The sequence below is a fragment of the Psychrobacillus sp. FSL K6-2836 genome, from assembly GCF_038003085.1.
Lineage (GTDB): Bacteria > Bacillota > Bacilli > Bacillales_A > Planococcaceae > Psychrobacillus.
In genome coordinates this window covers 3767039-3793606 of the sequence record NZ_JBBOOM010000001.1, presented here as the reverse complement: position 1 = coordinate 3793606, position 26568 = coordinate 3767039, and the positions used below count along the sequence as shown (strand labels likewise).

Genomic DNA, 26568 nt, shown 5'->3' with positions numbered 1-26568 from the left:
ATTATCATCCCCTTAAACTGCTTTCCTTTGAAAATATAAATACCCTCCGACAAAAAATAAGATAAAACTTCCGCCTACAACGGTTAATAATTGTACCCAAGGAACGAAAAAGGTATCGCCCGTGTCTCCCCCGATATACATCATTAAAAATGGCTGTGCCCACGGATAGAAAGTACCAAAACGCTCGGAGTTTACTACAAGTATAGTAGGCAATGTAAGAATCACATTAATGGCAAATGGCGCTGCAAAGCTCTTGAACAGTATGGACATCCATAACTGTAGTGCAACTAATGGCAAAGTCGCTACCCATCCTCCAACTAAGCTTTTCCAAACAATCTCCATTGGGAAAGGATCAGTGAACCCCTTTATCATTCCGACTATGTAAACAGCGACAAAAAATAATACTTGTATAACTAGTACTAGCACCATTAACAATACATACTTCGCGATGAATACCCTTCCTCTTGTCACAGGTAATGCCAGTAGCTGTTTCCACCCACCTGCCTGATGTTCGTATCTACAAATAGCACTTGCTAAAACTCCTGTTATCAGAGGTAAAAACAGTAAGGCATAGCTTAAATTCATAGATAGCAAGGACAAATACCACTCATTGATTTCAAAATCCTCATTAGAAAATCTACTTGTTAATCCAAGGAATATACCTATAAGCGGTACAGTCAAGATGATGAACAGAATCTTTGAATGTCTAAACTTAAACCATTCCGATTGTAAAATGGAGACCATTTATTTCACATCCCTTCTCGTAAAGTCAAGCATTCCAACAATATACAATAGTATACCTACTCCGATTCCAAGCATGACATTGATTAATGGCTCATCCCACTCGTTCATCAAAGAAGGCCACTTCCAGATCATCCAATCAGGTAATATAAAAGCAGAGTACGCAAATATGACACCTAATACCCCTGTCGTAATCGGAATTCCCTGGTTTTGGCTCACAGAGGCAATCCAGAGCTGTAATGCAAGTACAGGCAAGGCAGCTAAGTATGGATAGAAGCTATACTTTAACAGCTCCAAGTAAGGTATTTGATCTCCTAAGTTTAATAGAATGCCATATCCTAAAGAAAATACTGCTAACAGAAGCGAAGATACAAATAACAAGCTACCAAGTACCGTGAATTTCGATAAATACACATTCATCTTGGAGACAGGCAATGAAATTAGCTGCTTCCATGCATTCGTTTCATTTTCTATACTTGCCATAAATGAAGTTAAAATCGCGATTCCTAAAACCAGTGCTAGTGGGGTAAAGGAATGTACATTTGCTAAAAAGTATCCCCAATCATCGTCACTCTGTTTTAGTAAATAATCCTTTCGAACTCCGTAGTTGACCATCTGCAGGGCAATAACTCCGAAGGGACCTAAAAACGCTAGAAACCATAGTCCTTTTCGTTTAATCTTCAAAAAATCTGCCCGTAATAGTTTTCCAATCATATGACCTTCTCCCTTGTGGTCATTTGAAGGAAGGTATCTTCCAATGATCTTTTTTCCTCTTCTACACGGTAAATGGAGTAGCCTTCATGTACAAGGGTATGAATCGCCTTCGAAACTTTTTCATCGGAATGCTCAGACAATAAAATAATCCCGTCCTGCCAATCTGCTTTTATACCGTTACCTAATAGCGAACGCCACGCTTGCTCGCTGTCACTAACCTTTAATAGAACCTTTTGCTGGGCATACATGCGCAAATTTTCGATGGAATCCTGGTAAATCATTTTCCCTTTCGTAACGATTCCAACTGTCGTCGCCATTTGGTCAATCTCTGATAATAAATGACTGGAGATTAAGATGGTCATTCCAGTTTCCGCAGGCAGCTGTTTGATTAGATTACGAATCTCTATAATGCCCGATGGATCTAGTCCGTTGGTTGGTTCATCTAGGATTAGTAACTCTGGACTGTTTAATAGGGAAGCGGCAATCCCTAATCGCTGCTTCATTCCTAGGGAAAATCCTTTTACCTTTTTATTTGCAACCTCAGACAATCGAACTATTTCTAATACCTCATGGATTCTCGTTTTAGGAACGCCTAGTATTTTTCTTAATGCCTCTAAATTTTCATACGCAGTTAAATGCGGATAATAGGACGGGTTCTCTACTAGGGAACCCACTCTTTTTAAAATATTTATTTTTTCTTTATTTAAATCCTTTTCAAAGATTTGAATCGTTCCAGACGAAGCTTTCATCAGGCCTAAAAGCATACGAATGGTCGTTGTCTTCCCCGCTCCATTAGGTCCTAAAAATCCGTATATTTCTCCTTTACGTATTTTCATATCCAGCCCTATCACGGCACTTTCCTTCCCAAAACGTTTGGATAGATTGGTTGTCTGTACTACATATTCCATTTCCCTCACCTCATTATCTATGTTAGACATAGAATGTTAAAACTTGGTAAGGCGTAAGTTTAAATTTTGTTTAAAAAAAGGTATACTCGAAAGGATGTCCCTTCAAATACACCATCACTTGTTTTTCTTTATTTTGATAGTTGTTCCCTTTTCACCGGATTCAATATCCCAATCCAGTTTCATGCCCTTGACCATCATATCAACAATGGATAAGCCGATACCTGCTCCTGCTTCGTTGGATTCGTTTTTCATCCCATTTCCTCTGTCTAAAATGACGATGGCATCATATAGATTGGTAGATTCTGTTTTGACACAAATATATCCGCCGTTTTTTGCGTGGCGAAGCACGTTTTGTAATAAGTTATCTACTATGCTTCCTAACCAAATCGGGTCAACCTTCCATTTGTTTTGCTCAAATGGAACCAAATGGACTTCCACTTCAAATCCTTCCTTTTCGAAGACAGGGTACCATAAAGCTAAACATTCTCGTACGTAACGAATAACGTCAATTTCCTTTGATTCAAACTTATATTTACTAGCCATGAGTAATGTATACGACATCAAGTTTTCCATTAGCCTATCAATATTTACAACAGAAGCCTCCAACGACTTAATCGCTTTTTGACCCTCTTCTGATAAATTCTCTTTAGCAATCGAATAGGTTTGTGCCCTCACTTTTGTTAAAGGTGTACGCAAATCATGAGAAAGATTGGCAATCAGCTCTCGGCGTAGTTGTTCCTCCTCTCGTTCTCGCTGTTTACTTTCCCTCAGCTCACATACCATTTGATTGAACGTTTTTTCAAGCTGTCCAATTTCGTCCTTCTTTTTCACCGCAATCTCGATGGGTAGCCCGTCTACATCCCGTATTTCCATGGCCTCCTGTAAGTGTAATAAACGCTTTCTCATACTACGAAAGAATAAAAAGGAGACGAATATAAATAGGAAAATAATAAAAATGACACCAAAAACGAAAATGAGTCCATACCGATCATAAATATGTGCTAGCGGCGGATCAAACTCGGACCTCGGCATCTCCAGTACAACGAAACCGTTCCTTTCATCTTGCCCGACAAACGCAATAACCGTAAATGGGTCTCCTCCGTAACGCTCTTTTATGAATTTTGCTGTATATGAGGATGACCACTCCGCAGGCAGTTGTACCATTACGTCTTCTTGATTAGCTAGCTTCCCTTGATCGTCCACCCAAAACATCGATGCTTTTGGATGCTGCTGTTTCCAATTGTCAAAATGCTGTTGAATGGAATCAGTTGTAACCTTTTGCATAGCGTTTGCTTCTTGATGCCATTTCCCCTCTACTTCACTTTCCTCTAGCGTATCTCGAGTTTGGATTTGATCCTCTACATTTTTGGAAATGCCAAATAAAAATAAAGCGATAATTAAGTAGGAAATTTGAACAATTGAAAGTGCTAATAGAATAAGGAACATATACTTTGCTAATAATGATTGGAAAAACCTCTTCATATTTTTACCCTATACCCGATTCCACGAATCGTTTCAATGATAGTTGGTTTTGCTGGGTTCCTTTCAATTCTCTCTCGTAAATAACGAATATGCACCATCAACGTCTTATCACCCTCGATGTAACGCTCTCCCCATACTCCCTCATACAGCTGTTCTTTCGTTAATATTTGATTCAAATGACGAACGAAGTACTGCAAAAGGTGATACTGCTTGCCCGTTAATTGGATTTCCTCATTCGTCTCATTGTCAGCGATTCTCATGTCCTTTGTATAAATCATCAAATGCTGAAGCTTTAATACATCATCATTCTTTTGGTATCTCCGTAACAATACCTCGACACGCGCTGCAAGCTCATCCGGATGAAACGGTTTCGTTAAATAATCATCCGCAAAATTTAGACCCTCTATTTTATCTTCCACCGCGGTCCGCGCCGAAAGCATTAATATAGGCAGGTCTCCCTTTTCTTTTTTCATACGTCTTCCAATAGAAAAACCATCTAACCCAGGAATCATTACATCCAAAATAGCCATATCCACTTGTGAAATATACTTTTCCGCATCCTCCCCAGATTTCAGCCAAGTCACCTCATACCCTCTCTCCGTTAAATCCTTTCTTACCCAGCTTCCTATATCGATTTCGTCTTCTATGTAAAGAATATGTACCATTTTTCGTCCTCCTTAGGTTTTGCCTGTGGTTTGTTCGTTGAATGCTAGCTGGTTTTGGGAATGATGGTCGTGATGTAGTTCTGGATTTCTTAAAGAAGTACTATTGTCGTAAATTTTGCTCGACGGGTGGAGTTGGACTCTGATTGTAGTAAAGTAAAGCTGTATTATAGTAATCTAGCGGTCTATTGTCGTAAATTAAGCCGGGATTAACATAAATCTTGCTCGACAGGTGGAGCAGGATCTGAATTGTAGCGATCCAGGCAGCATGTAACAACAAAATTCAATAAACCCTAGAATATTTAAAAAATGATATACGGTTATTTATCAGGAGTACCCGAGAGGTGCGCATACTTTTTAAAATTGGGCTTCCGATGCACTCAATTAAAAGGCATTCTCAAATTAGAGAATGCCTTTTATATAAATATAATCATTATTCTCTAACCCCTATTTTAGGTTTAATATCATTTGCTAAAATAACTCTATTCTTCTCCTCCTCACTACACATGTAGGTTACATCTCTTTACGTATGAATGTGTTCCAGTATTGGTTTAAATTACCATAATTATAACATAGATTTTATTTTAATTCACATCTAATACTTCTGTTCTTTTAGTCATGCAAAAAACCTCCCAACATTTGTCAGAAGGTATTTATTATCTCAATTTTATTCGAAAATTTTGGGGAATCAGATATAACGGTGCCGCAATCTGTTCTTTCCCCTAGAATCCTTTAAACGCTAGTATTTAATCGAATGTAATTTTATTTACTGCATCACGATCTAATTTTTTTATCACTTCTACAATTAGTTTTACTGTGTTTTCATAATCATCTCTATGCAAGATTCCTGCATGAGAATGTATATAACGAGTTGCTACGCCTATTGAAAGCGAAGGAACACCGTTGACGGAAATATGCATAGAACCTGCATCAGTTCCCCCACCCGGTATCATTTCAAATTGATAAGGTATATTATTTTCGTCTGCAGTATCCGTTACAAAATCACGTAAACCTTTATGGGAAACCATAGATGCATCAAATAATACGATTTGTGGACCATCACCCATTTTACTTGTCGATTCTTTTGCAGTAATACCTGGAGTATCTCCAGCTACACCTACGTCCACAGCAAAGCCGATATCTGGTTTGATCTTATTAGTAGTTGTTTTGGCACCACGAAGACCTACCTCTTCTTGGACATTCCCTACTCCATAAACGATGTTCGGATGGTTTTCGCCTTTTAGTGCTTTTAATACATCAATTGCGATTGCACAACCGATACGGTTATCCCACGCTTTAGCTAATAGAAGCTTTTCGTTGTTCATTACGGAAAACTCAAAATAAGGAACTACCATATCTCCTGGTAATACGCCCCATTCCATTGCTTCTTCTTTCGAGGATGCACCTATATCAATGAACATATCTTTCACATCCGCTGCTTTTTTACGAGCTTCTGGAGATAGAATATGCGGTGGTTTAGAGCCGATAATACCAGTTATCGTATCTCCTTTACGTGTCACAATCGTGACGCGTTGTGCTAGCATTACTTGAGACCACCAGCCTCCAACTGTTTGGAAGCTCAAAAATCCTTTGTCATCAATTTTGGAGATCATAAAGCCGACTTCGTCTAAATGTCCAGCTACCATAATCTTTGGACCGTTTGCATCTCCAACTTTTTCTGCAATAAGGCTACCTAAATTGTCATATTCAATATTATCTGCAAAAGGGGCGATGTACTTCTTCATCACTTCTCTTGGTTCACGCTCGTTCCCTGGAATCCCTTTAGCATCTGTTAATTCCTTTAACATCGTTAATGTATCATCTAGCTTTGGCATTATTTCGACCTCCTAAATATATGTACAATTTAATTATATTCTAAATTAATGACATTTTCAAAATTTGAATGTAAAATATCTCAATCGGCTCCCGCTCCGCCGCCGTCACCACCGCCTCCTCCACTTGATGAATCTCCACCGTGATAACCTCCTCCATCTGTTGAAGCTGAAGCCTTAGTCCACGACCAAGACTTTGTCACATAATCTATCGGATCTGTACTTGCGAATAATACTGTAGCAAGTGGAATAGAGAGCTCCTCATATGGGATATCTACATTTTTTCTGCCCAGTAAATAAGCTCTAACTATCCATTTTTCTTGTTCAGCAATATTCAAAGTATTTGGCATCCCATTCTTTAATACTTTTCGATAGGAACGTACTGCATCTTTTGCACGTACTGCATTCATCGAAAGAATATTTCTAGGTACGACTAAATATAAAATGACAACCAATAATAATAATCCAACGTTCAAATCGACTACCTCATCATTTCCAATTGAAGTAGTAAAGAAAAATAATAGAACAGCATATATACTAAAAAATAATGTCGAACGTTTTTTTATCCAAAGCATAACTATAAAAATAATCGTAAAAGTACATATACAAGCAATAGCCAAATAGCTTTGTACATTTGCATAATAAGCGAATATAGTAATCAGTGAAACTATAAGGGTAGCAAAAGTTATGATTAGTAAAGGTATTTTACTATTAATAGCTCTCGCCTCTTCTAGCTCTTTTTCTACTAATTGATGCCATTCTATTTGTTTCTTTTTAAAGCCCCTTACTTTGGTATGAAAGAATTTGGAGTTCTTATTATCCTTTGCAGCCCCTGCAGCATCATGTAAATGAAATGCCCACTTTCTAGAGCCACTTTTAGTTGTAAATAGCCAACCTGTCATATATTTTTCAAATACTGAAGTAGCCAGTGCTCCATCTGTAAGCCGGAAATCCAATGTTTCTTCTGGAGCTTTCGGATCATATTTAAATCGAAGTGCAGACTTTGCGTGTTTAACTTTAACTGCTCCTTTTTCTGCTAATGAAAAGAGACCTGCAAGAAAGGCTTTAGGATGCGGTTTTCCACATTTATCAACAAAAAACAAATACAATACATCTGTACTTAAAACTTCATCACTATATCCTTTTCTCCAAAAATGTCTTTGCGGTAAGAAAAACAGTAAGCATAGGATGATAATTATTATTGCAAATGAGACTTTCGGTATGAATGAGATAAGTGTATCCATATAAGACAGTCTTTTATTCCATTTTTTCTGTTTTTCTATTTCATTAGCTAAAGCATCTTTATAGGATAATGATGCTTTAGTTTTTCCAGATAATGAAATTAAGTCTGCAGGGAATATTAAACTAGTCTTCGTTTCAGTAAATGCTTTGGAAACAGGACTTTTAAATCGAATACCAATAGTATTTTTCTCCGTTTTCACCTTTGCTTTATTGTACAAAACGCCTTCAAACGTATTTTTTTCAACTGTTTTAGGAAGAATATAATCTATTGTTACATTAGAATAATCCTGATCATGGTTGTCCCCTTCTTCAAAATAAACAACATCCAGTTCGTTATAATTATCATATGCAGTTACACTATTTTTGAGAGTATAAGCATACAAAAATGATACTTGCCGATCACGTACTCCTATATTCGAAAAAAATGTATTATTATCTTGTGTCACTTGTAAGAGAGTCATCATGGCTGGATCAATAAAACCTGGTTCCAAGTTCAAGTCGGCTAACTCATAAGCATAAAATTGTTCTACATCTTTACCATGTTCATTTGGGAAAGACCGATGCAATTTAGAGAAGGACCCCTCAAAATTATAAGTAAATACTTCATTTACTAATAGATCCCCGTTTGGTTGAATCCAGGACTTTATATGTACTTTATCAATGGAATAAGACTTCGCCTCTGCTACTATTCCAAAAGAGAATGATAGAAATACTAATATAATTGATAATAGAAACTTTTTCATAGATTACACCGCCATTCTAATATGTATTGTTATTTTTACGGTTCGCCCATGAAAAAGTTTCAATCAAAATCAATAACCACTTTTTTGACGTTCATAATTCGTTTCATTTTTCGCAATATACGCCTGTAAGACATCTTCATTGCTAAAACCTAGTTTTTTAGCAATTGCACCATACATTATCCACACTTTTTCGTAATGAGTTTTAGTCGGTTCAGTTAAAAACGTTAAGACGGACTCATTTGCACCTATGAAAAGTGCAGTTAAATCTCCGTCGATACTTTTATGTGGCCATTCCTCTAAATCTTGAAATCCTTTTTCTATTCCTAACGATAATATAAAGTGAATAGAATCAACATACTCCTCTAAAATAACACTTCGTTCTGATGGTCCCTTCTCACTCCAGAATTTAAAGCATCTAGTTTCGTTCGCAAGTTCTGCGAGTTCAACTATAAGTGCCAACCCTTTTTTTTCAAAAACATCGTCCGTTACTTGCTTATTAGCTTGAATATATTGGTCTAAAGCATGTTGCATTGTAAAAAGTTTATGTAAATTCATCATTTCCTCCAAATATTTTAATTTATTTTGAAACCAAACTACCTCCTCTATCGTATAGCAAGTACAATGTATTTTACAAGGAGGACATTTGAGATGTTCCATTTACTAAGACTGCTTATTTTGATACTTATCATATATGTTTTTTATAAAATTCTTCGCTATTTATTTGATCCTAAGCGTAAACTGGATGAGGCATATGAAAAAGAACAGTATTATTATTATGATGAGGTAAAAAATGTTCGTAAAAACTTCTTTATTACGTATAAAGGAATTCTATTTGAGGGAGAAAAATATTTAGGTACTACCGACCAAGCCTTCGAAGTCGTTTCAATTTTCATTTGGACAAAAGATCCTGCTAAATTACAAGGCTTGACGAAAGAAGACTTACGTTTTTTACAAAATGAAATAAAAATGAATTATCCTAATGCCAAAATAAACTGGAAAAGCCCTATTGAGCAATTAATGCAGGATGACGAATGAAAAGAATGGATATTTACTAATTAGTGTGAAAATTATACACATTTTTATATTGACTTACACTTTGTAAAATATTATATTAGAAGTCCTGCCAACAAAACATTGGCGCTAAGGGGACTTTGAAAAGTTCATTCTTATATGAAAGAGGATGGATAATATGAATAAAGAACTGTTAATGGAAAGTGCACGTAATATGAAATCAGTAGCATATGTACCTTATTCCAAATTTCCAGTTGGAGTAGCATTATTACTTACAGATGGCACTATAATTAATGGAGTAAACGTGGAAAATGTTTCATTAGGGGCAACTAATTGTGCTGAGAGAACGGCTATTTTTACTGCAATATCAAATGGTTATAAAAAAGGTGATTTCCAGGCTATAGCTGTCGCCGGTAATACGGTAGATTTCCTTCCACCTTGTAGCATTTGCAGACAAGTTTTAGCAGAATTTTGTTTGCCTGATATGCCAGTTTATTTAACAAATGAGAACAAAGATATACTAGAATTGAATTTAAGAGAATTATTACCTTACGCATTCACTGATCTGGAGATGTAAGTACAATACTTTAAAACCTGTTTCTATCCTTTTCGAAGGGCTTTGGACAGACATGTTTGCTATATGATTACCGAGTGAATTTTTAGAGATGCTATTGGTTGTGACGTCCGTCACAACCAACTAGCATCTTTTTTTCGGTAATCTTATGGCGTTTGTCTATCTGTCGCCCTCCTACAACTCTTAAAAACAGGTAAGTGCGGTTTTGGATAACTAGAGAAAAGCTACTGTCCTATTTATAGAGAAAACTCTCGAACTTGTACTAATCTTAATATCTAAGCAATACGCTTTGCCAAATCTAATAATTGGGACTACTCACATAATTGATGGTAGTGCAAGGTGGCGACTCCAGTGGGAAAAGCGTTAGGTGAAGACCCCGCAGCGAAGACATTGGCCAAACTTTGTTTGGGTAATATCTTTGCGACGAGTAATCGCATGAGCATATGTTTTCCGCTCGAAGAGGCTGAGGCAACGGCCACGGAAAGCATCCACCTGAAACGGAAATCAGTCATATTATTCATTTTTAAAAGTGCTGCAAATCCAGTGTTCACAGATCATTTTTATACACTTTCCTATCTCTAAAAAAAGACATCCCTATGCAATAATAGAGCTGTCTGTTGTTAATATGTAGAAAATTAAGAAAGCATATAATATCAATAGCATTAAAAATCCAACACGAAAGTTCGTATGCTTCGTTTTATGGCGAAACATTTGCATACCGATGTATGCCCCTATTCCCCCTCCTACAATCGCAAGTGTCCATAGTGTTTTTTCCGATATGCGCTGTCCATGTTTTCTTGCTTGTGATTTATCGTATCCCATTACAAAAAAAGCGATTATCGACATGATTAATATGAAAATAAGAATAACATTCGTCATCATATTATGCTCCTTGTACAAAAAAAGCTGATAGAATCTCTATCAGCTTTTTAACTTAAATTATTTTGCGATTGCTTTTTTTGCTGCATCTGCAAGTTGTGTAAATGCTTGAGAATCTGATACTGCAAGATCCGCTAACATTTTACGGTTAACTTCGATTTCAGCTAATTTCAATCCGTGCATTAAACGGCTATACGAAAGTCCGTTCATACGTGCTGCCGCATTGATACGTGTAATCCATAGTCTACGGAAATCACGTTTTTTGTTACGACGATCACGGTATGCATACATGAATGATTTCATTACTTGTTGGTTAGCAACTTTGTATAATGTATGTTTTGAACCGTAATAACCTTTAGCTAATTTTAATACTTTTTTACGACGACGTTTAGTTACTGGTGTGCTTTTTACGCGTGGCATGATTCATTACCTCCTGCTATTCTTTCGAATGATTGAATTTCTGTTATTATTTCATGTAAGTTAATAAAGTTTTGATACGTTTGTAATCGCCTGAAGACGCTACTTTAGTTTTACGTAGTTTACGTTTTGCTTTAGTAGATTTGTTAGCGAATAAGTGGCTTCCAAAAGCACGGTCATGTTTTAATTTTCCAGTCCCGGTTTTTTTGAAACGCTTTGCAGCTCCACGGTGAGTTTTCATTTTCGGCATGTCGAATTCCTCCTAAACAATTGTACTCTATTACTGTTTTTCGTTCTTTGGTGCAAGCACTAAGAACATACTACGGCCATCCATTTTCGGTTTTGACTCGATTGTGGATACTTCCGTACAAGCTTCTGCAAATCTATCTAAAACACGTTGTCCGATCTCTTTGTGAGTGATGGCACGGCCCTTAAATCGAATAGATGCTTTCACTTTATCTCCTTTTTCAAGGAACTTGATCGCGTTTTTCAGTTTCGTTTGGAAATCATGCTCATCGATTGTTGGGCTCAAACGAACCTCTTTCATCACGATGATTTTTTGATTTTTACGAACTTCACGATCTTTCTTTTGCTGCTCAAATTTGAATTTACCATAGTCCATGATACGAGCGACTGGTGGCTTGGCTTGAGGAGCCACAAGGACAAGATCCAAATTTACACGACCTGCTATTTCAAGTGCTTCGTTACGTGTTTTTAATCCTAATTGATCACCATTCTGATCAATAACTCGTAGTTCGCGAGCTCGAATGCCATCGTTTACATACATGTCTTTGCTAATAATGATCCACCTCCAAATAGTGTCGCGAATACATGGTTTGGGCATAAATTCCGTAGAAACGAATAAGTTACGCCGTTTTAGATCCATAAAAAAAGCAGACAGACATATGATATATGTCTGCCCGCCGATATGAGTACATGTAGAAACTACATGTTACAGTCGATCTTGTGCTTACCAGTCAACAACACTTTTAGGTGTCAAACAGGTGAGAAGCGGGCAGCCTCTTCTTATACCGCAAACTTGTATTCAATAACCTTATTAACTATAGCATGTTGATATACTCATGTCAACACACAAATCTATTAATGTGCTACTTCTTCTTTCAAACGTTCTAAGAACTCTGCAAAAGGAATGCTTTCTGATTTTTGTTCTCCGTATTTACGAACGTTTACATTTCCAGCTTCTAGCTCTTTATCACCCAGTACAAGCATGTACGGAATTTTTTGCATTTGCGCTTCACGAATCTTATAGCCCAGTTTCTCTTCTCGGTCGTCCATTTCAACACGGAAACCAGAAGCAACTAGTTGTTCTTCAATTTGTTTAGCAAATTCAAAATGCACTTCATTGGAAACCGGAATGATCTCAACTTGAACAGGTGCTAACCAAGTTGGAAATGCACCTTTATACTCTTCGATCAAAAATGCTACAAAGCGCTCCATTGTAGAAACAACCCCGCGGTGAATAACAACTGGGCGATGATGCTTGCCATCTTCTCCAATGTAATTTAGGTCAAAGCGTTCTGGTAATAAGAAGTCCAGTTGAACAGTCGATAAAGTTTCTTCTTTACCAATTGCAGTCTTCACTTGAACGTCTAATTTTGGTCCGTAAAATGCCGCTTCATCTTCAGCTTCAAAGTAATCTAAACCAAGCTCGTCCATCGCTTCTTTTAACATGCTTTGTGCTTTTTCCCACATTTCATCGTTATCAAAATATTTTTCTTTGTTTTGAGGATCACGATATGAAAGACGGAAAGAGTAGTCTTCTAAGTTAAAATCTTTATAAACCGAAATGATTAATTCTACAACTTTTTGGAACTCAGATTTGATTTGGTCTGGACGTACAAATAAATGCGCATCATTCAAAGTCATTCCGCGAACACGTTGTAATCCTGATACAGCACCTGACATTTCATAACGATGCATTGTCCCTAACTCTGCAATACGTAGTGGAAGGTTTCTGTATGAATGCATACCATTTTTGAATACCATCATATGATGTGGACAGTTCATTGGACGTAGCACTAATGTTTCGTTGTCCATTTCCATCGGTGGGAACATAGAATCTTGATAATGATCCCAGTGACCAGATGTTTCGTAAAGCTCTTTCGAACCTAACACTGGTGTGTATACATGCTTATAGCCAAGTTTTAGCTCTTTATCTACAATATAACGCTCAATAACACGACGGATTGTCGCACCATTTGGCAACCAAAGTGGTAAGCCTTGCCCTACTTTTTGAGAAGTTGTAAATAAATCTAGCTCTTTCCCAATCTTACGATGATCGCGTTCTTTCGCTTCTTCTAGCATATTTAAATGATGTGTAAGCTCTTCTTTTTTAAAGAATGCAGTACCATAAATACGTTGAAGCATCTTGTTATCACTATTTCCGCGCCAGTATGCACCGGCGATACTTAATAATTTGAACTCCTTAAGCTTGCCTGTTGATGGAACATGTACCCCACGGCAAAGATCAAAGAAATCTCCTTGCTCATAAATAGAAACTTGTTCTCCTTCGGGAATTGCTTCCAGAAGTTCTACTTTATATTCATCGTCTTTAAATTTATCAAAAGCAACTTGACGTGAAACATCATGACGAATGATTTCAATATTTTCATTAATAATTTTTTTCATTTCTTTTTCGATTAATGGTAAGTCTTCTGCAGTAATTGGCACCGGTGAATCAATATCATAGTAAAAACCATTTTCGATAACTGGTCCAATACCTAATTTAACATCTTTGAAAAGACGTTTAACTGCTTGTGCAAGTAAGTGCGCTGAGCTGTGGCGTAAAATTTCTAGTGCTTCGTCAGATTCTGGAGTAATAATTGCGATATCTCCATCCTCCGTAATCGGTGTTTTAAGGTCGATTAATACTCCACTTAGTTTTCCAGCAAGTGCTTTTTTACGTAATCCAGGACTGATTGATTGAGCAATTTCTTCTGTAGTTGTCGATACAGGGAATTCCTTTACTGCTCCATCTGGAAATTTCAATTTAATAATTTCTGCCATTTTGAACACTCCTTTTATAATAGGTGAAAACAATAAAAAAACCCCATCCCTAAAAAGGGACGAGGTTCAAGTCGTGGTTCCACCCTTCTTCTGTCTATCCACTACTTATAGTAATGATAAATGAAATAGACGAAGCTCTGCATCGGCTAACGGGCCGGTGACCGGTAATTGCTAGTTAAATTCACAATTACTGCTCAGAGGTGGTAAATCGATTGCCGATACTTAAGAAGCTTACAGCCAAGGCTTCTCTCTCTTCAAAGTCGTACAAACTGATTGTTGTCCTCTTCCTCGCATTTACTTATTCTTATGAAAATGATTATACGCCACAGAAAAATCAAATGCAAGATGAAATCCAATTTTTCCGTGCTTCTATCCCTAATTCTTTAGATTTCTCTCCAATTTTTCCCTTGAAGCGAAATTGGTGTCGTAAGTGCTCGAATTCGTTCCATGATTCGACCAGCTTTTACTACTTCCTTCTCCCCGCGTTGCGTGAAAGACAAATGATGTTGCAACTCGTCATAGTTGAAATTAGAAGACATAAAAGTTGGTAGTTGTTCTGACATTCTATAATGCAAAATTGTCCCTAAGATTTCATCTCTGGTCCAACTAGACATTGTTTCAGCACCAATATCATCTAGCATTAAAACAGGAGCTCGTTTGACGAATTCGATTTTCTCCGCAAGTGACTGATCCTGGATGGATTGCTTCATTTCTCTAAAAAATTCCGGAACATACACAACTACCGAATGTATATGTCTTGCTGCTAACTCATTTGCGAGAGCACCGAGTAAATAGGACTTTCCTACACCAAACTTGCCGTGAATGTATAATCCTTTTGCTGGTAGGACATTTGTACGCTCCCATTCATTAAGAAAGTCTTTAGCTGCACGGACTGCAACAACCCTACTGCCATCCTCTAGGTCCACTCCGGCAAGACTAGCTTCCATAACCTCTTTAGGCATATGAATACTATCAATCATAGAAATAACTTTCCTACGCTCGTCTTCAATAATACCTCGTTTGCAACGAATAAAATCATTATCTATCAAGTTTCGATCAAGGACTAGTTTAGGTTCATACCCTTTCATGTAATTCTGACATTGATCTAAAGTCGGACAAGAGCCACAATCATGAGATTGGGAGATAAATTCATATAGCTTACTCAAACTACGGTCGACTATCTCCTTATTGATCTCTGAGGCGTTTTCCTCTAGAAAATTCTGCACTCTAGGGTTTTCTAAAACTTCCTTTTTCATATCGTTTAGTCGCGTAGTAAATTCAGGCGATACAACTCTTTTTAGTGTTTCATTTATACGTTCCACTTTTGCCACCTACCTTTTCAATATACCTAGTTCCGCTAATAGTTTTTGACGTTCTTCATCGATATTTTGAATTCCATTTGTAGCATTCCCTGTTGATTTCTTCGTTTCCCCATCTTTCTTATAAAACCAATCAGGTACTTTTTCCTCACGGGACGGTTTTTTCGTATATGTTTTTTGTGGAGAGCCTTCATTTTTCCATTTTACATACTGTTCATGTTCGTTTCTAGCGAGTTCCATTGCTTCTTTAGCTGTTTTGACATCTTTTCGCATCCAGTGAGAAGCGATTTTCTCCGCATAATTTTTTGTGAGTTTCATGTCTGTACGTAGTAATACATATTGCAACAAAACATTGACGACTCCGATTGGCATTTTGAAGTGAGTTACAAAATGATTAGCTAGCTGAACATCTGCGAGAATCGGCTCTTTTCCGTTCGCGATATCCTTTAGTACCGTTACGGGAGGCGTTGTCTCCAAATAATGGATCAACTCACCTTCCTTCGTTAAAGGTCCGGTGGATTCCAAAGGTACAACTTTCTTTTCAATCTTCTCAATTACAGGAGCAACTTTAGAGACAGTCAGCTTATAATAATCCGCACATGCTTTTTTCAATCTCGCTTCTGATAAATGTAGTTCATCATCTAATGCAAGAATAACAACTTTTTGCATTTCCACTGGGCTTAATCTATATAAAAAAGCAAGTTTTGCAATTACTTCTCTTGCTTCTATTGTCATCGCTGATTTAGGTACTAATTGCTCGGAAAGACCCTCTTGAAGTAATGAAAAATCAAATTCGTCGTAATAAAAAGGAACAGAAGATTTTCTTTCCTTCGATTCAAAAGTGTCATCATAAGATACAGCATTATTCATTTTAGTCGATGGTTTAAATACATCGACAAAAGTTCTGGTAACATCTGTGAAACCATCATTCCACTTGGAATTTTGGATAAAACGATTACGTAATTGTTTAAATGAATTTTCTCCTACTTTATTTAGCAAGAACATGGATAGTAATGGATCCTTTAAAAATGACTCAGCATCTAATGGTGCTGCAAGCTCATAATGGAATATATTACCTTCATCCATTGTTTTTTTCCATGTACGTAGAAGACCGATTGCCTCTAAAGCAAGACGAGCTTGAAAAATTTTGCCGATCGGCATCCCGAGAACATTCATCAGCTGGTAATGCGACCATCGCTCACTTTGTTCTCCATCTGCCCAAAGCGTTAAATACAAACTAATGCTTTCTGCTCCAACCAACGGCTGATAAAACAAAGTCAACAATTGCCGATCATAATCTGAAAAAGAATATGGTAAGCGAATCATATACAAATCTGCTGGCTGTAGCTCTTTATATAACATCGACAATTGTATCTACACTCCTTTAAATTTTGTTAAAATAAAGAATGTTAACTCATAAGTAGCCATTCTATTAATACTTCTATTTATAATGACGGATTTTTCTTTAGAATTTCTTTTAATTCATCGATAAATACATTCAGATCTTTAAATTGGCGATAGACGGAAGCAAAGCGAACGTATGCTACTTCATCTACTTCTGCAAGCTTGTCCATGACAATTTCTCCGACGTCCTCTGACTTCACTTCTGCATTACCAAGTCTTCGTAATTCTTTTTCAATAGAGAAAACAATATTTTCTAGTTGCTCTAGTGCGACAGGTCTCTTTTCACAAGCACGAATTAGCCCACGTAGCACTTTCTCACGACTAAACTCTTCTCGTGAACCATCTTTTTTTACAACGATTAGTGGTGTCTCTTCTACTTTTTCAAATGTAGTAAAACGAAATCCACAATCTTCGCATTCTCTCCTTCTTCTGATTGCCTTATTGTCATCCACAGGACGAGAATCGACAACTTTTGTGCCATTATATTGACAAGTTGGGCATCTCATTTAGATCTCTCCTAATTCTTTACGGTAGTTTTATGTATCTATTATAACAATATTCTTCTATAAAATCGAAAAAGCAGAGGAATCGCTTCCTCTGCTCACTCAGTCAGGTATAAATCTATTACGCTTGAACTGTCATTCGTGATGCAGGCTTTTTAACTGGTCCCATACCACGTGGCATTTCTAACGTTTCGCGTGTTCCAGCATTAAGAGCATCTGCAATATAGTTAGCTGCGATTGATGGATCTAAATCACCACATGTATACACATCAATGCTCGCATAACCGTGCTCTGGAAAGCTGTGAATCGTTAAATGCGATTCGGAAATAATAACCACTCCACTTACACCTTGTGGTGCAAATTTGTGAAATGCAACTTCTCTGACTTCTGCACCAGATTTTAGTGCAGCATCAACAAATGTTTGCTCGATAAATTGCATATCGTTAAGTTTGTCGAAATCGCACTCCCATAGTTCTGCAATAATGTGACGTCCCATTGTTTCCAATGTCCGTTTCCCCCTTTGATAAGTTTATTTTTAACCTCAAAGTTGACTACCACGGGGGAAAGTTAGTCCAAAGAGGTCCTAACCCTTTAAGTAGTCGGTGTACAAGTAAAGTAACACGATTCTCATTATATGTTGTTTTATTAAATAATGCAAGAAATAATAAAGAGGCTAGGACAGAAATAGAAATTTTATTGGATAAGGAGAAACCTTTACTAAATAATGGATATTTTATAAAATTGATTGGAGTGGAGGGGCGACTCCTACGGGAATAGCGTGACGCCTGAGACTACAGGCTCAGGCCACGCCCGTGGAAAGCGTCCCTGGAATGGAAATCAATTTTGAGCATAGCAAAAAAACAGCATTTTTCTCACAGAGAAAAATGCTGTTTTGGGGTTCTGTCCCAGCCTCTTGAATAATTATAGGGATGAAGCTACTTTTTTGGTCAGGTCAACCACCCTTGCAGAGTAACCCCACTCATTATCGTACCAAGCAAGTACCTTAACTTTGCGTTCCCCGATGACCATAGTAGTTAAGCCATCAACAGTTGTTGATAGTGTAGTAGTGTTAAAGTCGATTGATACTAGTGGTTCCATTGTAATACCTAAAATACCTTGCATTGCACCTTCAGATGCTTTAGTGAAAGCCTCATTTACTTCTTCTGCAGTAACATCTTTTTGCAAATCCACTACTAAATCTACTAAAGAGACATTCGGAGTTGGTACACGTAATGCCATGCCATGAATCTTTCCTTGCAGCTCTGGCAATACGAGTGTAAGTGCTTTAGCAGCTCCTGTTGAGGTTGGAATGATAGATTGACCACAGGCACGTGCACGTCGTAAATCTTTGTGAGGATTGTCTAGATTATTTTGATCGTTTGTGTATGCGTGAACAGTAGTCATTAACCCATTTTCAATACCAAATGTGTCATTCAATACTTTAACTACAGGTGCTAAGCAATTTGTAGTACAGCTTGCATTCGAAATAATATGGTGAATCGATGGATCGAATTTATCATCGTTTACTCCCATAACAATTGTTGCATCTTCATTTTTTGCAGGGGCAGTAATAATTACCTTTTTGGCTCCAGCTTCGATATGTGCTGTAGCTTTTTCACCATCATTAAATTTACCAGTGGATTCAATAACAATATCCACGTTTAACTCTTTCCAAGGTAAATTTGCTGGATCTCGATCATCCACAATTTGAACACGCTGACCATTTACAACTAGTGCGTTTTCTTCAATTGCAATATTTCCAGTAAAAGTACCATGTGTAGAATCATATTTAATAAGATGTGCCAATGTCTCTAATGGGTACCTTGCATTAATCGCTACCACATTTAAGTCCTCTTGTGCTATTGCTTGACGAAAAACCATACGTCCAATACGTCCAAAACCATTAATTGCAATTGAAACTGCCATAAGAAAAGTCCTCCTGTAACTATGTGATACTTATTGTTTTATAACCTTGAATTAGTATAACACATTTTACGTATTGTGTAGCCCCAAATATACAGAATATAAAAGTCGATCTTTTCAAATAACTTATCATTGGTTCAATAGAGCGCAGGAACTTAAAAAGAACTAGACCTGTTTCAATCGTTTCCGAAGGGCTTTGGACAGACTTGTAGCTATATTATTACCGAGTAAAATTTTAAGAGGCTGGTCGTGACGACGTCACGACCAGCCTCTTCTTCTATCGGTAATTTTATGGCGTTTGTCTGTCCGTCACCCTTCTATAACACTTAGAGACAGATTAGTGCATTTTTGGATAACTAGAGAAAAGACACTATCCTATTCATAGAGGGGATGACAGTCTAAGTACGCGACATCGTGGTGCTCCTGCGCAAAGCTCGTCGCAAAATAAAAAAACATTTCGCAACGACTGCCTGACCCGCATCGTGCCTCGAAGATGCAATTTCGTTCGCTATTTCGCTTCTTTATTTAGTAAATACTTACTACTTTTCTTTATTTCCACTAGTATAAAAGAAAATCTGTTTTCTTCCACTTTCATTGAATAATATCATTTCTAATTCAAAAGCGATTACAAATAATTTGATCACTTTCTAAAATTTGTCCAATCTTCTCATCCAAGCGATAAGCTATGTTAAATCTTATAGTGGAGTACCACACACTAGTTGATTGTAGTGAAAGGCGACTCTAGCGGGATCAGTGAGTCAGATGAAACTTCACAACGAACGCGAAGCGGCGGTGAAGGTTCATCGCTCACCCCGCAGAAAACGTCCGCCTGAAACGCAAATCATGGGTAACGTTTAATACTTTAAAGTACTATTTTCAGTTTTATTGTTCCCAAATTGCTAATACTTTTATTAATTGTTGTTTAGTTTCTTCTATTGTGCCGTTGTTATAAATAACCGCATCCGCACCTTCTTCTTTTACCGACAAAGGTAATTGGGATTGAATACGTAATTTAGCTTCCTCCTGGGTAAACCCATTTCGAGACATCAATCTTTCTAGTTGCTTCTGTTCCGTTACTGTCACTACAAGGATTTTATCCACAAAGGATTGCAACCTACTTTCAAAAAGCAGTGGAATATCCATAATTATGACTGGATGTTCCTGCTGCATTAGGTGCTCCTTTTGGGCTAACATTTCTGCTCGGATAGCAGGATGCATAATATCATTTAATTGCTTACGTTTAGAAGGATTCGAAAAAATAATTTCTCCTAGTCCTTCCCGATTTAAGGATCCATCTTCGTGGATAACCTCTGTACCAAAAGTCTCTTTAATCATTTCAAGAGTCGCAGTTCCTTTTTCAACTACTATACGTGCCACAACATCTGCATCTATAATAGGAAAGTCCATTTCCATTAGCATATTTGCTACGGTGCTTTTCCCACTAGCGATGCTTCCCGTTAATCCGATAATCATCTGTTTGCTCCCTTATTTCTGACATGCTGGACAGTAGGTAGAAGTACGGCCACCGATTGCCTTCTGTTTCGTTTTCGTACCACAGGCTAAACATTCCTTTTTTCCATACATTTGAAGCCTATTTTGCATATTTCCGGATTCACCGTTGATGGACCGGTAATCGGAAATAGTACTACCTCCATTTTCAATACTATCAAGCAGAACAATTACTATTTCTTGGAACAGCTGAATTTTCCGCTCTCTACTAATTCGTTTTACTTTTCGAGCTGGATGTATTTTCATACGAAATAACGCTTCCGTTGCATAAATATTGCCACAGCCAGATATGATATGCCCATCCATGATAAATTCTTTTATCGCTTTATTTTCGTATTTAGGCAGTGCACTCATATACAAAAAATGATCTAATGCATATTGGTCAAATGGCTCTGGTGCCATTAGCAATAAAGGAGGGTAATCCGCTTCCTTTTCTAATAATCGTAATTCGCCAAATCGTCGGATGTCCGCGTAGACTAGCATGCCTCCCTCCTCAAAATGGAAGGTCACATGAGCATGCCTTTTAAACTTATCTTCTGTAATTTCATGCAAATTTTTCACATAAAACCAAGCACCTGACATGCCTAAATGAGATACAAGCATATGAGCATAACCATTTTTCAAAAGATGAAAATAAATATATTTCGAACGTCTCTCTAAGTGGTCAATTTTTACACCAGGCAAAGCTAAACGAAACTGATCCACATCTAGACCTTTAATGATAGCTTCTTTACCATTTGCCTTTGAAGTATATATCGTTTTAGAAACGTCTACAGATTTAATTGTTTTTCCAGTAACAATTGGTTGAAGGGAGCGTAACACTCCCTCTACTTCTGGTAATTCTGGCATACTTTTAACCTCCTACTTTGTGTCATACCAAGATGATCCGAAGGCATAATCCACTTTTAGAGGTACAATCAGCTTAATCGCATTTTCCATTACTTCCGGCACTATTTTTTCTAGCATTGCAATTTCCTCAGGAGGAGCCTCGAAAATTAGTTCATCATGAACTTGCAGTAGCATTTTCGTTTGCATATTTTCTGTTTTTAGTCGTTCTGCCATATCTATCATAGCTTTTTTTATAATATCTGCTGCGCTTCCTTGAATTGGTGTATTCATCGCAGTTCTTTCCGCAAAGCTTCGTAAATTAAAGTTAGAACTCGTTATCTCAGGTAAATATCTTCTTCTATTTAGGATTGTTGTCACGTAGCCTGTTTGTTTTGCATCATGAACAATATCGTCCATATATCCCTTTACTCCTGGGAAGCTGTTTAAATAATTCTCGATAAACTTCGCTGCTTCTTTTCTAGTAATATCCAGATTTTGTGATAAACCATAATCACTAATACCATATACGATACCAAAGTTAACGGCCTTGGCAGCACGACGCATATCAGATGTCACAGCTTCCTGCTCCACATGGAAGACATCCATAGCTGTTTTAGTATGAATATCTAAGTCATTATTAAAAGCATCTACAAGGTTTTCATCTTTAGACATATGCGCAAGAACACGCAATTCAATCTGCGAGTAATCCGCGGCAAACATTACCCAACCAGGTTGAGAAGGAACAAAGGCCTTACGTATTTTTCTGCCCTCTTCTAATCGCACTGGTATATTTTGCAGGTTTGGATTTATCGAACTCAAACGTCCTGTTGAAGTTAGCGCTTGTTGATAACGAGTATGGATTTTCCCATCGTCTTCATGGATTTCTTTTAGCAATCCTTCAATGTAGGTCGAATTGAGCTTACCTAATTGACGATATAGAAGAATTTGCTCAATTATTTCATGTTCATTTGCAAGTTTTTCAAGAACATCCGCTGCAGTTGAATAGCCTGTTTTCGTCTTTTTAATAGGTGTTAGACCTATTTTTTCAAATAATATTACACCTAATTGTTTAGGAGAATTTATATTGAACGTTTCCCCAGCTAGTGTATAAATGTCTTGTTCGATCGCCTGTAATTTAATATTTAGCTCATGACCCATTTCTACTAGAATTTGTTTATCCACTAATACTCCATCCGATTCCATCGTGCCGAGGATAGAAGCAAGAGGCAGTTCTATTTCTTTATACAATGCGTATTGTTCATTTTCTTCAAGTTTCACTTCTAGCTTTTCCTTAAGGTCCCATATAGCCTTTGCTTTTCTAACTGCATGTTCTGCAATTTTTTCGATTTCAGGCGTAGTTTTTTTGGCACCTTTTCCGTAAACACTATCATTTGTTAACAAGTTAAAATAACCAAATTCTTTCGCAATAGCTGCAACGTCCTCTGACGAAATAGCTGGATTTACAATATACGCTGCTAATAGCAGGTCAAATTCAACTCCATGCACACTAACATTATGTTTTCTACTAACTGCTTGTGTTGCTTTTGAATCTGCTAAATATTTTTTATTGGTATCATTCTGTAACCACGAACAAAAATCCTCCGATTGAAAAGCTACCTCTGCTGGAGCAAAATAACCTTTTTCTCCATTTGATAAAGCAATACCTAATAGTTCGCTTGTATGGTATTGAACATCATACATTTCTAAATGGACTGCCATCACTTTATCTAATATAGTAGAGTCTATTTGTTCAACGATCTCGAATTCTACTTCTGTGGTTTCTGATTCCTCTGAAATATAGTCAGATTTCTCCAGTAGTGTTTTAAAAGATAGTTCCTTCCAAACTTCAATTACATCTTCCATATTGGGACCACTATATGAAATATCCTCAATAGAAACCTGTATTGGTGCAGCAGTTTCAATCGTAGCTAATACCTTACTCATAATTGCCTGTTCTTCATTGGCAACAAGTTTTTCCTTTAACTTAGCACCACTTACTTTATCAAGTGCTTTGTATAGATCCTCTACAGAACCATGTTCCTTTAAAAGCTTAATAGCTGTCTTTTCTCCGACACCAGGTACTCCAGGAATATTATCTGAAGCATCACCCATTAAGCCTTTCATATCAATAATCTGTAGGGGGCTTAAACCATACTTTTCTTTTACATGTTCGGGCGTGTATTTTTCAATATCTGTGATGCCTTTTCGCGTAATATATACAGTAGTCTTTTCTGTCGCAAGCTGCGTTAAATCTTTATCTCCAGAAACGATTACGACTTGCTGGCCTTTATCATCCGCTTGCTTACTTAAAGTGCCAATAATATCGTCCGCCTCATACATTTCCAGTTCGTATCGCTTAATGCCATATGCATCTATCAACTTACGTATATAAGGGAATTGTTCTGAAAGCTCTGGAGGAGTTTTTTGTCTTCCACCTTTATATTCCCCAAATGTAGAATGACGAAAAGTTGTTTTTCCAGCATCAAATGCTACCAATATATGGGTCGGATTTTCTTCTTCCATAATTTTTTGAAGCATCATAGTAAAGCCATACACTGCATTTGTATGTATACCATGTTCGTTAGTTAATAAGGGTAGGGCAAAAAAAGCTCGGTAAGCCAAACTGTTGCCGTCTAATAATAGAATTTTTTCGGATGACATATACATTCACTCCTTCATAATAAAAACGTCATTCCCTATATCTTACCATGACAGTAAGGGGAATGACGATTCATATACTATTCTAAGTAACCTGATAAAATTTTCGCATATGGTGAATCAGATGGGATAATTATCATCGTATCTTCGCCTATCGTTTTCTTATAAGATTCTAACGTTCTGTATAAGGAATAGAACTCAGGATCCTTCGAGAAACTATCGTTATAAATTTGTGCCGCCTCTGCTTCTCCGTCCGCTTTAATCATCGCTGCATCTTTATTAGCTTTAGCAAGCATTTCCCGAACTTCTCGATCCGTGTCGGCTTCTATACGACGTTTATCTGCATCCCCAGTGGACAGGAATTTTTGTGCAATACTTTGTCTTTCCGAAATCATTTCATTGTAAACAGATTGCTCATTTTCCTGTGGCAGATCTGTACGCTTAATACGAACATCTATTACTTCAATTCCGTAATTATCCTTTTTCAATAATTCATTTACGTGGTTAGTTATTTGATCATTTAAGCTTCCTCTTGAGGAATTTTCATCGTTAATAATCTCACTATATTCTAGTTGACCTAGCTCTGAACGAACGACCGAATAAATAAATTCCTCCATACGAGAGCCAGCTCCAACCAATGTACCTGCGCTTGAAATCATTTCTTTTGGATTCACTACTCTCCAAACAGCATAATTATCTATAATGATTCGACGTTTATCTTTAGTATTGATCTCCGCCTCGGATAATTTATAGTTCATCTGGTATTTAGGGATTGTTGTTACACTTTGTAAAAATGGTATTTTCATATGAAGGCCAGGAGTATCTTTAATATCTTTAATTTCACCGAATTGGCGAATTACTTTAAACTCTCCTTCTTTGACTACATATATATTCGCTAATGCGATAATGAAAAGGACAAAAACTAAAAAGATTGCGATGAATGGCTTTGTATATTTTTTATAGTCCATAGGCTTTTTTTCCTTAGGTACTTTACTTGGTTTGTTTTCAACCGTTTTAAACTTAGCTTCTAAACTTGAGAATGGGTTTTTGTTGTCCGCCATTATTTACCGCTCCCTTCTTCTGTTTTAGCTTCTGTTTCAGTTACAGGTGGTGCTGTTTGTTTTGTTGTATCTAATGATTGAAGGGGTAAATATTTCATCGTTCCACCTTCATCATTCATAATGTACATTTTTGCATTTGGTAAAACAGCTTCTAGTGTTTCCATTACTAAACGTTGTTTCGTAATTTCTTTATTGTTTTGATATTCTGCATAAAGTTTATCAAACAAAGCTACGTCCCCTTTTGCCTGTTCAATCCGTGCAGTTTTATAACCTGTCGCATTTAAAATAATGGCATCCTTTTCCCCAATTGCTTCACTTAACTTTTGGTTTTTATATTTGTCTGCTTGATTTACTTTTGTATTTTTAGTCTCCTCGGCATCTGTTACTGCAGTAAATGCTGAACGAACTTCTGCATTAGGAAGTTCCACGTCTTGTAGTTTCACGGTTAGTACAGTAACACCAATATCATATTTTTCTATTAACGAGCGTAATAGATCATTCGTGTCACTCTCAATCTGTGCTTTTCCTGACGTTAAAGCATCATCTATTTTGGAGTTTCCAATAACAGAACGAATAGAGGCTGAGGTTGCATCATGAAGTAATTCTTTCGGGTTTTCAGCATTAAATAAATATGATTTAGGATCTGTTATTTTCCATTGAACAACTAAATCAGTTAAGACGATATTGTCGTCCCCTGTGATCATTTTAGTATCTTTATCAAATGATTCAATTTCACCGTTTGCTTTCTGACTATAGCCGAACTTTAAACTAAATGTTTCTTTGGAGAGTTTTTCTACTGATTGAATTGGCCAGGGCATTTTAAACTTCAATCCCGAATCCACTATTGGTTCGCTTGCTTCACCAAATGTAATGACGATTGCTTGTTCCGATTCATCTACTGTATACCATGAAGTAAAAACTGCAGATATTAATATAATGCCAATTACACTCATGGCAATAATAGTTAGTAACCTTTTCGTACTCATATTATTTCCTCCTTTTTATGTATACTTCCTTTTACGGTTTAACTTGGTAGTTGGTTTCAAAAATAATAGAATTGGTTATCTCATACATGTTTTCTATGAATAGCATGTTAAGTAAACTTTTAGAATTTAGTTGGAAAAGTAGATA

At 37.0% G+C, this 26568-nt stretch carries 26 protein-coding genes; 3 read left to right on the top strand and 23 right to left on the bottom strand.

Annotation, left to right across the window (positions count from 1 at the left end; all coding sequences use genetic code 11):
* Positions 1–12: 12 nt before the first annotated feature.
* The 8 genes from MKY37_RS18360 to MKY37_RS18325 all read right to left on the bottom strand — a co-directional run bounded on the left by MKY37_RS18360 (position 13) and on the right by MKY37_RS18325 (position 8879).
* On the bottom strand, positions 13–744 hold the full coding sequence (locus MKY37_RS18360; protein WP_340779190.1) for an ABC transporter permease: 732 nt from the start codon (positions 742–744) through the stop codon (positions 13–15).
* Positions 745–1455, bottom strand: coding sequence for an ABC transporter permease (locus MKY37_RS18355; protein WP_340779189.1), 711 nt, complete (start codon positions 1453–1455; stop codon positions 745–747).
* Complete coding sequence (locus MKY37_RS18350; RefSeq protein WP_340779187.1) at positions 1452–2363, bottom strand: ABC transporter ATP-binding protein; 912 nt, start codon at positions 2361–2363, stop codon at positions 1452–1454. The genes MKY37_RS18355 and MKY37_RS18350 overlap by 4 nt, the downstream gene beginning before the upstream one ends.
* A 114-nt stretch (positions 2364–2477) precedes the next feature.
* A complete protein-coding gene (locus tag MKY37_RS18345; RefSeq protein WP_340779185.1) occupies positions 2478–3845 on the bottom strand; it encodes a sensor histidine kinase in 1368 nt (455 codons plus the stop codon).
* Entirely contained in the window at positions 3842–4510 is a 669-nt protein-coding gene (locus MKY37_RS18340; protein ID WP_340779184.1) for a response regulator transcription factor, read from the bottom strand. The genes MKY37_RS18345 and MKY37_RS18340 overlap by 4 nt, the downstream gene beginning before the upstream one ends.
* 743 nt (positions 4511–5253) lie before the next feature.
* Complete coding sequence (locus MKY37_RS18335; RefSeq protein ID WP_340779183.1) at positions 5254–6342, bottom strand: M42 family metallopeptidase; 1089 nt, start codon at positions 6340–6342, stop codon at positions 5254–5256.
* A gap of 80 nt (positions 6343–6422) precedes the next feature.
* Complete coding sequence (locus MKY37_RS18330; protein ID WP_340779182.1) at positions 6423–8324, bottom strand: DUF2207 domain-containing protein; 1902 nt, start codon at positions 8322–8324, stop codon at positions 6423–6425.
* A 69-nt stretch (positions 8325–8393) separates the two neighbouring features.
* Complete coding sequence (locus MKY37_RS18325) at positions 8394–8879, bottom strand: dUTP diphosphatase (RefSeq protein WP_340779181.1); 486 nt, start codon at positions 8877–8879, stop codon at positions 8394–8396.
* 93 nt (positions 8880–8972) lie between these two features.
* On the opposite strand from MKY37_RS18325, the gene MKY37_RS18320 reads away from it, so the two are divergent.
* From MKY37_RS18320 to MKY37_RS18310, 3 genes are all read left to right on the top strand, one after another.
* Positions 8973–9359 (top strand): sigma-w pathway protein ysdB, encoded by a 387-nt coding sequence (locus tag MKY37_RS18320; RefSeq protein ID WP_340779180.1) that lies wholly within the window; start codon positions 8973–8975, stop codon positions 9357–9359.
* Between the two features lie 154 nt (positions 9360–9513).
* The gene (locus MKY37_RS18315; protein ID WP_340779179.1) at positions 9514–9912 is read left to right on the top strand and encodes a cytidine deaminase; all 399 of its coding nucleotides are present in this window, start codon (positions 9514–9516) and stop codon (positions 9910–9912) included.
* A gap of 348 nt (positions 9913–10260) precedes the next feature.
* Entirely contained in the window at positions 10261–10491 is a 231-nt protein-coding gene (locus tag MKY37_RS18310; protein WP_340779178.1) for a hypothetical protein, read from the top strand.
* A 12-nt stretch (positions 10492–10503) separates the two neighbouring features.
* On the opposite strand, the gene MKY37_RS18305 is transcribed toward MKY37_RS18310, so the two are convergent.
* The 15 genes from MKY37_RS18305 to hflK all read right to left on the bottom strand — a co-directional run bounded on the left by MKY37_RS18305 (position 10504) and on the right by hflK (position 26423).
* Positions 10504–10788: a DUF1294 domain-containing protein gene (locus tag MKY37_RS18305; RefSeq protein WP_340779177.1), complete on the bottom strand. Its 285-nt coding sequence runs from the start codon at positions 10786–10788 to the stop codon at positions 10504–10506.
* A 60-nt stretch (positions 10789–10848) separates the two neighbouring features.
* Positions 10849–11208: a 50S ribosomal protein L20 gene (gene rplT / locus MKY37_RS18300; protein WP_340779176.1), complete on the bottom strand. Its 360-nt coding sequence runs from the start codon at positions 11206–11208 to the stop codon at positions 10849–10851.
* Between the two features lie 46 nt (positions 11209–11254).
* On the bottom strand, positions 11255–11455 hold the full coding sequence (gene rpmI, locus MKY37_RS18295) for a 50S ribosomal protein L35 (protein WP_053588661.1): 201 nt from the start codon (positions 11453–11455) through the stop codon (positions 11255–11257).
* Positions 11456–11485: 30 nt separating this feature from the next.
* Complete coding sequence (gene infC, locus MKY37_RS18290) at positions 11486–12007, bottom strand: translation initiation factor IF-3 (RefSeq protein WP_211896192.1); 522 nt, start codon at positions 12005–12007, stop codon at positions 11486–11488.
* Between the two features lie 299 nt (positions 12008–12306).
* A complete protein-coding gene (gene thrS, locus MKY37_RS18285) occupies positions 12307–14232 on the bottom strand; it encodes a threonine--tRNA ligase (protein WP_340779173.1) in 1926 nt (641 codons plus the stop codon).
* A 383-nt stretch (positions 14233–14615) separates the two neighbouring features.
* Positions 14616–15554: a primosomal protein DnaI gene (dnaI, locus tag MKY37_RS18280; RefSeq protein ID WP_340779172.1), complete on the bottom strand. Its 939-nt coding sequence runs from the start codon at positions 15552–15554 to the stop codon at positions 14616–14618.
* A 9-nt stretch (positions 15555–15563) separates the two neighbouring features.
* Positions 15564–16913 (bottom strand): replication initiation and membrane attachment family protein, encoded by a 1350-nt coding sequence (locus tag MKY37_RS18275; protein ID WP_340779979.1) that lies wholly within the window; start codon positions 16911–16913, stop codon positions 15564–15566.
* A gap of 83 nt (positions 16914–16996) precedes the next feature.
* Positions 16997–17461, bottom strand: a complete 465-nt coding sequence (nrdR, locus tag MKY37_RS18270) for a transcriptional regulator NrdR (protein ID WP_340779171.1) — start codon at positions 17459–17461, stop codon at positions 16997–16999.
* Between the two features lie 118 nt (positions 17462–17579).
* Positions 17580–17963, bottom strand: coding sequence for an adenosylmethionine decarboxylase (gene speD / locus MKY37_RS18265; RefSeq protein ID WP_093060429.1), 384 nt, complete (start codon positions 17961–17963; stop codon positions 17580–17582).
* Positions 17964–18379: 416 nt separating this feature from the next.
* The gene (locus MKY37_RS18260; protein WP_340779170.1) at positions 18380–19384 is read right to left on the bottom strand and encodes a glyceraldehyde-3-phosphate dehydrogenase; all 1005 of its coding nucleotides are present in this window, start codon (positions 19382–19384) and stop codon (positions 18380–18382) included.
* 879 nt (positions 19385–20263) lie between these two features.
* On the bottom strand, positions 20264–20854 hold the full coding sequence (coaE, locus tag MKY37_RS18255) for a dephospho-CoA kinase (protein WP_340779169.1): 591 nt from the start codon (positions 20852–20854) through the stop codon (positions 20264–20266).
* A gap of 12 nt (positions 20855–20866) precedes the next feature.
* Positions 20867–21739, bottom strand: coding sequence for a bifunctional DNA-formamidopyrimidine glycosylase/DNA-(apurinic or apyrimidinic site) lyase (gene mutM / locus MKY37_RS18250; RefSeq protein WP_340779168.1), 873 nt, complete (start codon positions 21737–21739; stop codon positions 20867–20869).
* A 12-nt stretch (positions 21740–21751) separates the two neighbouring features.
* Complete coding sequence (gene polA / locus MKY37_RS18245) at positions 21752–24379, bottom strand: DNA polymerase I (RefSeq protein ID WP_340779167.1); 2628 nt, start codon at positions 24377–24379, stop codon at positions 21752–21754.
* A 77-nt stretch (positions 24380–24456) separates the two neighbouring features.
* Positions 24457–25437, bottom strand: a complete 981-nt coding sequence (gene hflC / locus MKY37_RS18240; protein ID WP_340779166.1) for a protease modulator HflC — start codon at positions 25435–25437, stop codon at positions 24457–24459.
* Entirely contained in the window at positions 25437–26423 is a 987-nt protein-coding gene (gene hflK / locus MKY37_RS18235) for an FtsH protease activity modulator HflK (protein ID WP_340779164.1), read from the bottom strand. The genes hflC and hflK overlap by 1 nt, the downstream gene beginning before the upstream one ends.
* Positions 26424–26568 lie beyond the last annotated feature (145 nt).

Coding starts and splice junctions, on each gene's coding strand:
- MKY37_RS18360 (WP_340779190.1), bottom strand. CDS start 744: ATGGTCTCCATTTTACAATCGGAATGGTTTAAGTTTAGACATTCAAAG.
- MKY37_RS18355 (WP_340779189.1), bottom strand. CDS start 1,455: ATGATTGGAAAACTATTACGGGCAGATTTTTTGAAGATTAAACGAAAA.
- MKY37_RS18350 (WP_340779187.1), bottom strand. CDS start 2,363: ATGGAATATGTAGTACAGACAACCAATCTATCCAAACGTTTTGGGAAG.
- MKY37_RS18345 (WP_340779185.1), bottom strand. CDS start 3,845: ATGAAGAGGTTTTTCCAATCATTATTAGCAAAGTATATGTTCCTTATT.
- MKY37_RS18340 (WP_340779184.1), bottom strand. CDS start 4,510: ATGGTACATATTCTTTACATAGAAGACGAAATCGATATAGGAAGCTGG.
- MKY37_RS18335 (WP_340779183.1), bottom strand. CDS start 6,342: ATGCCAAAGCTAGATGATACATTAACGATGTTAAAGGAATTAACAGAT.
- MKY37_RS18330 (WP_340779182.1), bottom strand. CDS start 8,324: ATGAAAAAGTTTCTATTATCAATTATATTAGTATTTCTATCATTCTCT.
- MKY37_RS18325 (WP_340779181.1), bottom strand. CDS start 8,879: ATGAATTTACATAAACTTTTTACAATGCAACATGCTTTAGACCAATAT.
- MKY37_RS18320 (WP_340779180.1), top strand. CDS start 8,973: ATGTTCCATTTACTAAGACTGCTTATTTTGATACTTATCATATATGTT.
- MKY37_RS18315 (WP_340779179.1), top strand. CDS start 9,514: ATGAATAAAGAACTGTTAATGGAAAGTGCACGTAATATGAAATCAGTA.
- MKY37_RS18305 (WP_340779177.1), bottom strand. CDS start 10,788: ATGACGAATGTTATTCTTATTTTCATATTAATCATGTCGATAATCGCT.
- rplT (WP_340779176.1), bottom strand. CDS start 11,208: ATGCCACGCGTAAAAAGCACACCAGTAACTAAACGTCGTCGTAAAAAA.
- rpmI (WP_053588661.1), bottom strand. CDS start 11,455: ATGCCGAAAATGAAAACTCACCGTGGAGCTGCAAAGCGTTTCAAAAAA.
- thrS (WP_340779173.1), bottom strand. CDS start 14,232: ATGGCAGAAATTATTAAATTGAAATTTCCAGATGGAGCAGTAAAGGAA.
- MKY37_RS18275 (WP_340779979.1), bottom strand. CDS start 16,913: ATGTTATATAAAGAGCTACAGCCAGCAGATTTGTATATGATTCGCTTA.
- nrdR (WP_340779171.1), bottom strand. CDS start 17,461: ATGAGATGCCCAACTTGTCAATATAATGGCACAAAAGTTGTCGATTCT.
- MKY37_RS18260 (WP_340779170.1), bottom strand. CDS start 19,384: ATGGCAGTTTCAATTGCAATTAATGGTTTTGGACGTATTGGACGTATG.
- coaE (WP_340779169.1), bottom strand. CDS start 20,854: ATGATTATCGGATTAACGGGAAGCATCGCTAGTGGGAAAAGCACCGTA.
- mutM (WP_340779168.1), bottom strand. CDS start 21,739: ATGCCAGAATTACCAGAAGTAGAGGGAGTGTTACGCTCCCTTCAACCA.
- polA (WP_340779167.1), bottom strand. CDS start 24,379: ATGTCATCCGAAAAAATTCTATTATTAGACGGCAACAGTTTGGCTTAC.
- hflC (WP_340779166.1), bottom strand. CDS start 25,437: ATGGCGGACAACAAAAACCCATTCTCAAGTTTAGAAGCTAAGTTTAAA.
- hflK (WP_340779164.1), bottom strand. CDS start 26,423: ATGAGTACGAAAAGGTTACTAACTATTATTGCCATGAGTGTAATTGGC.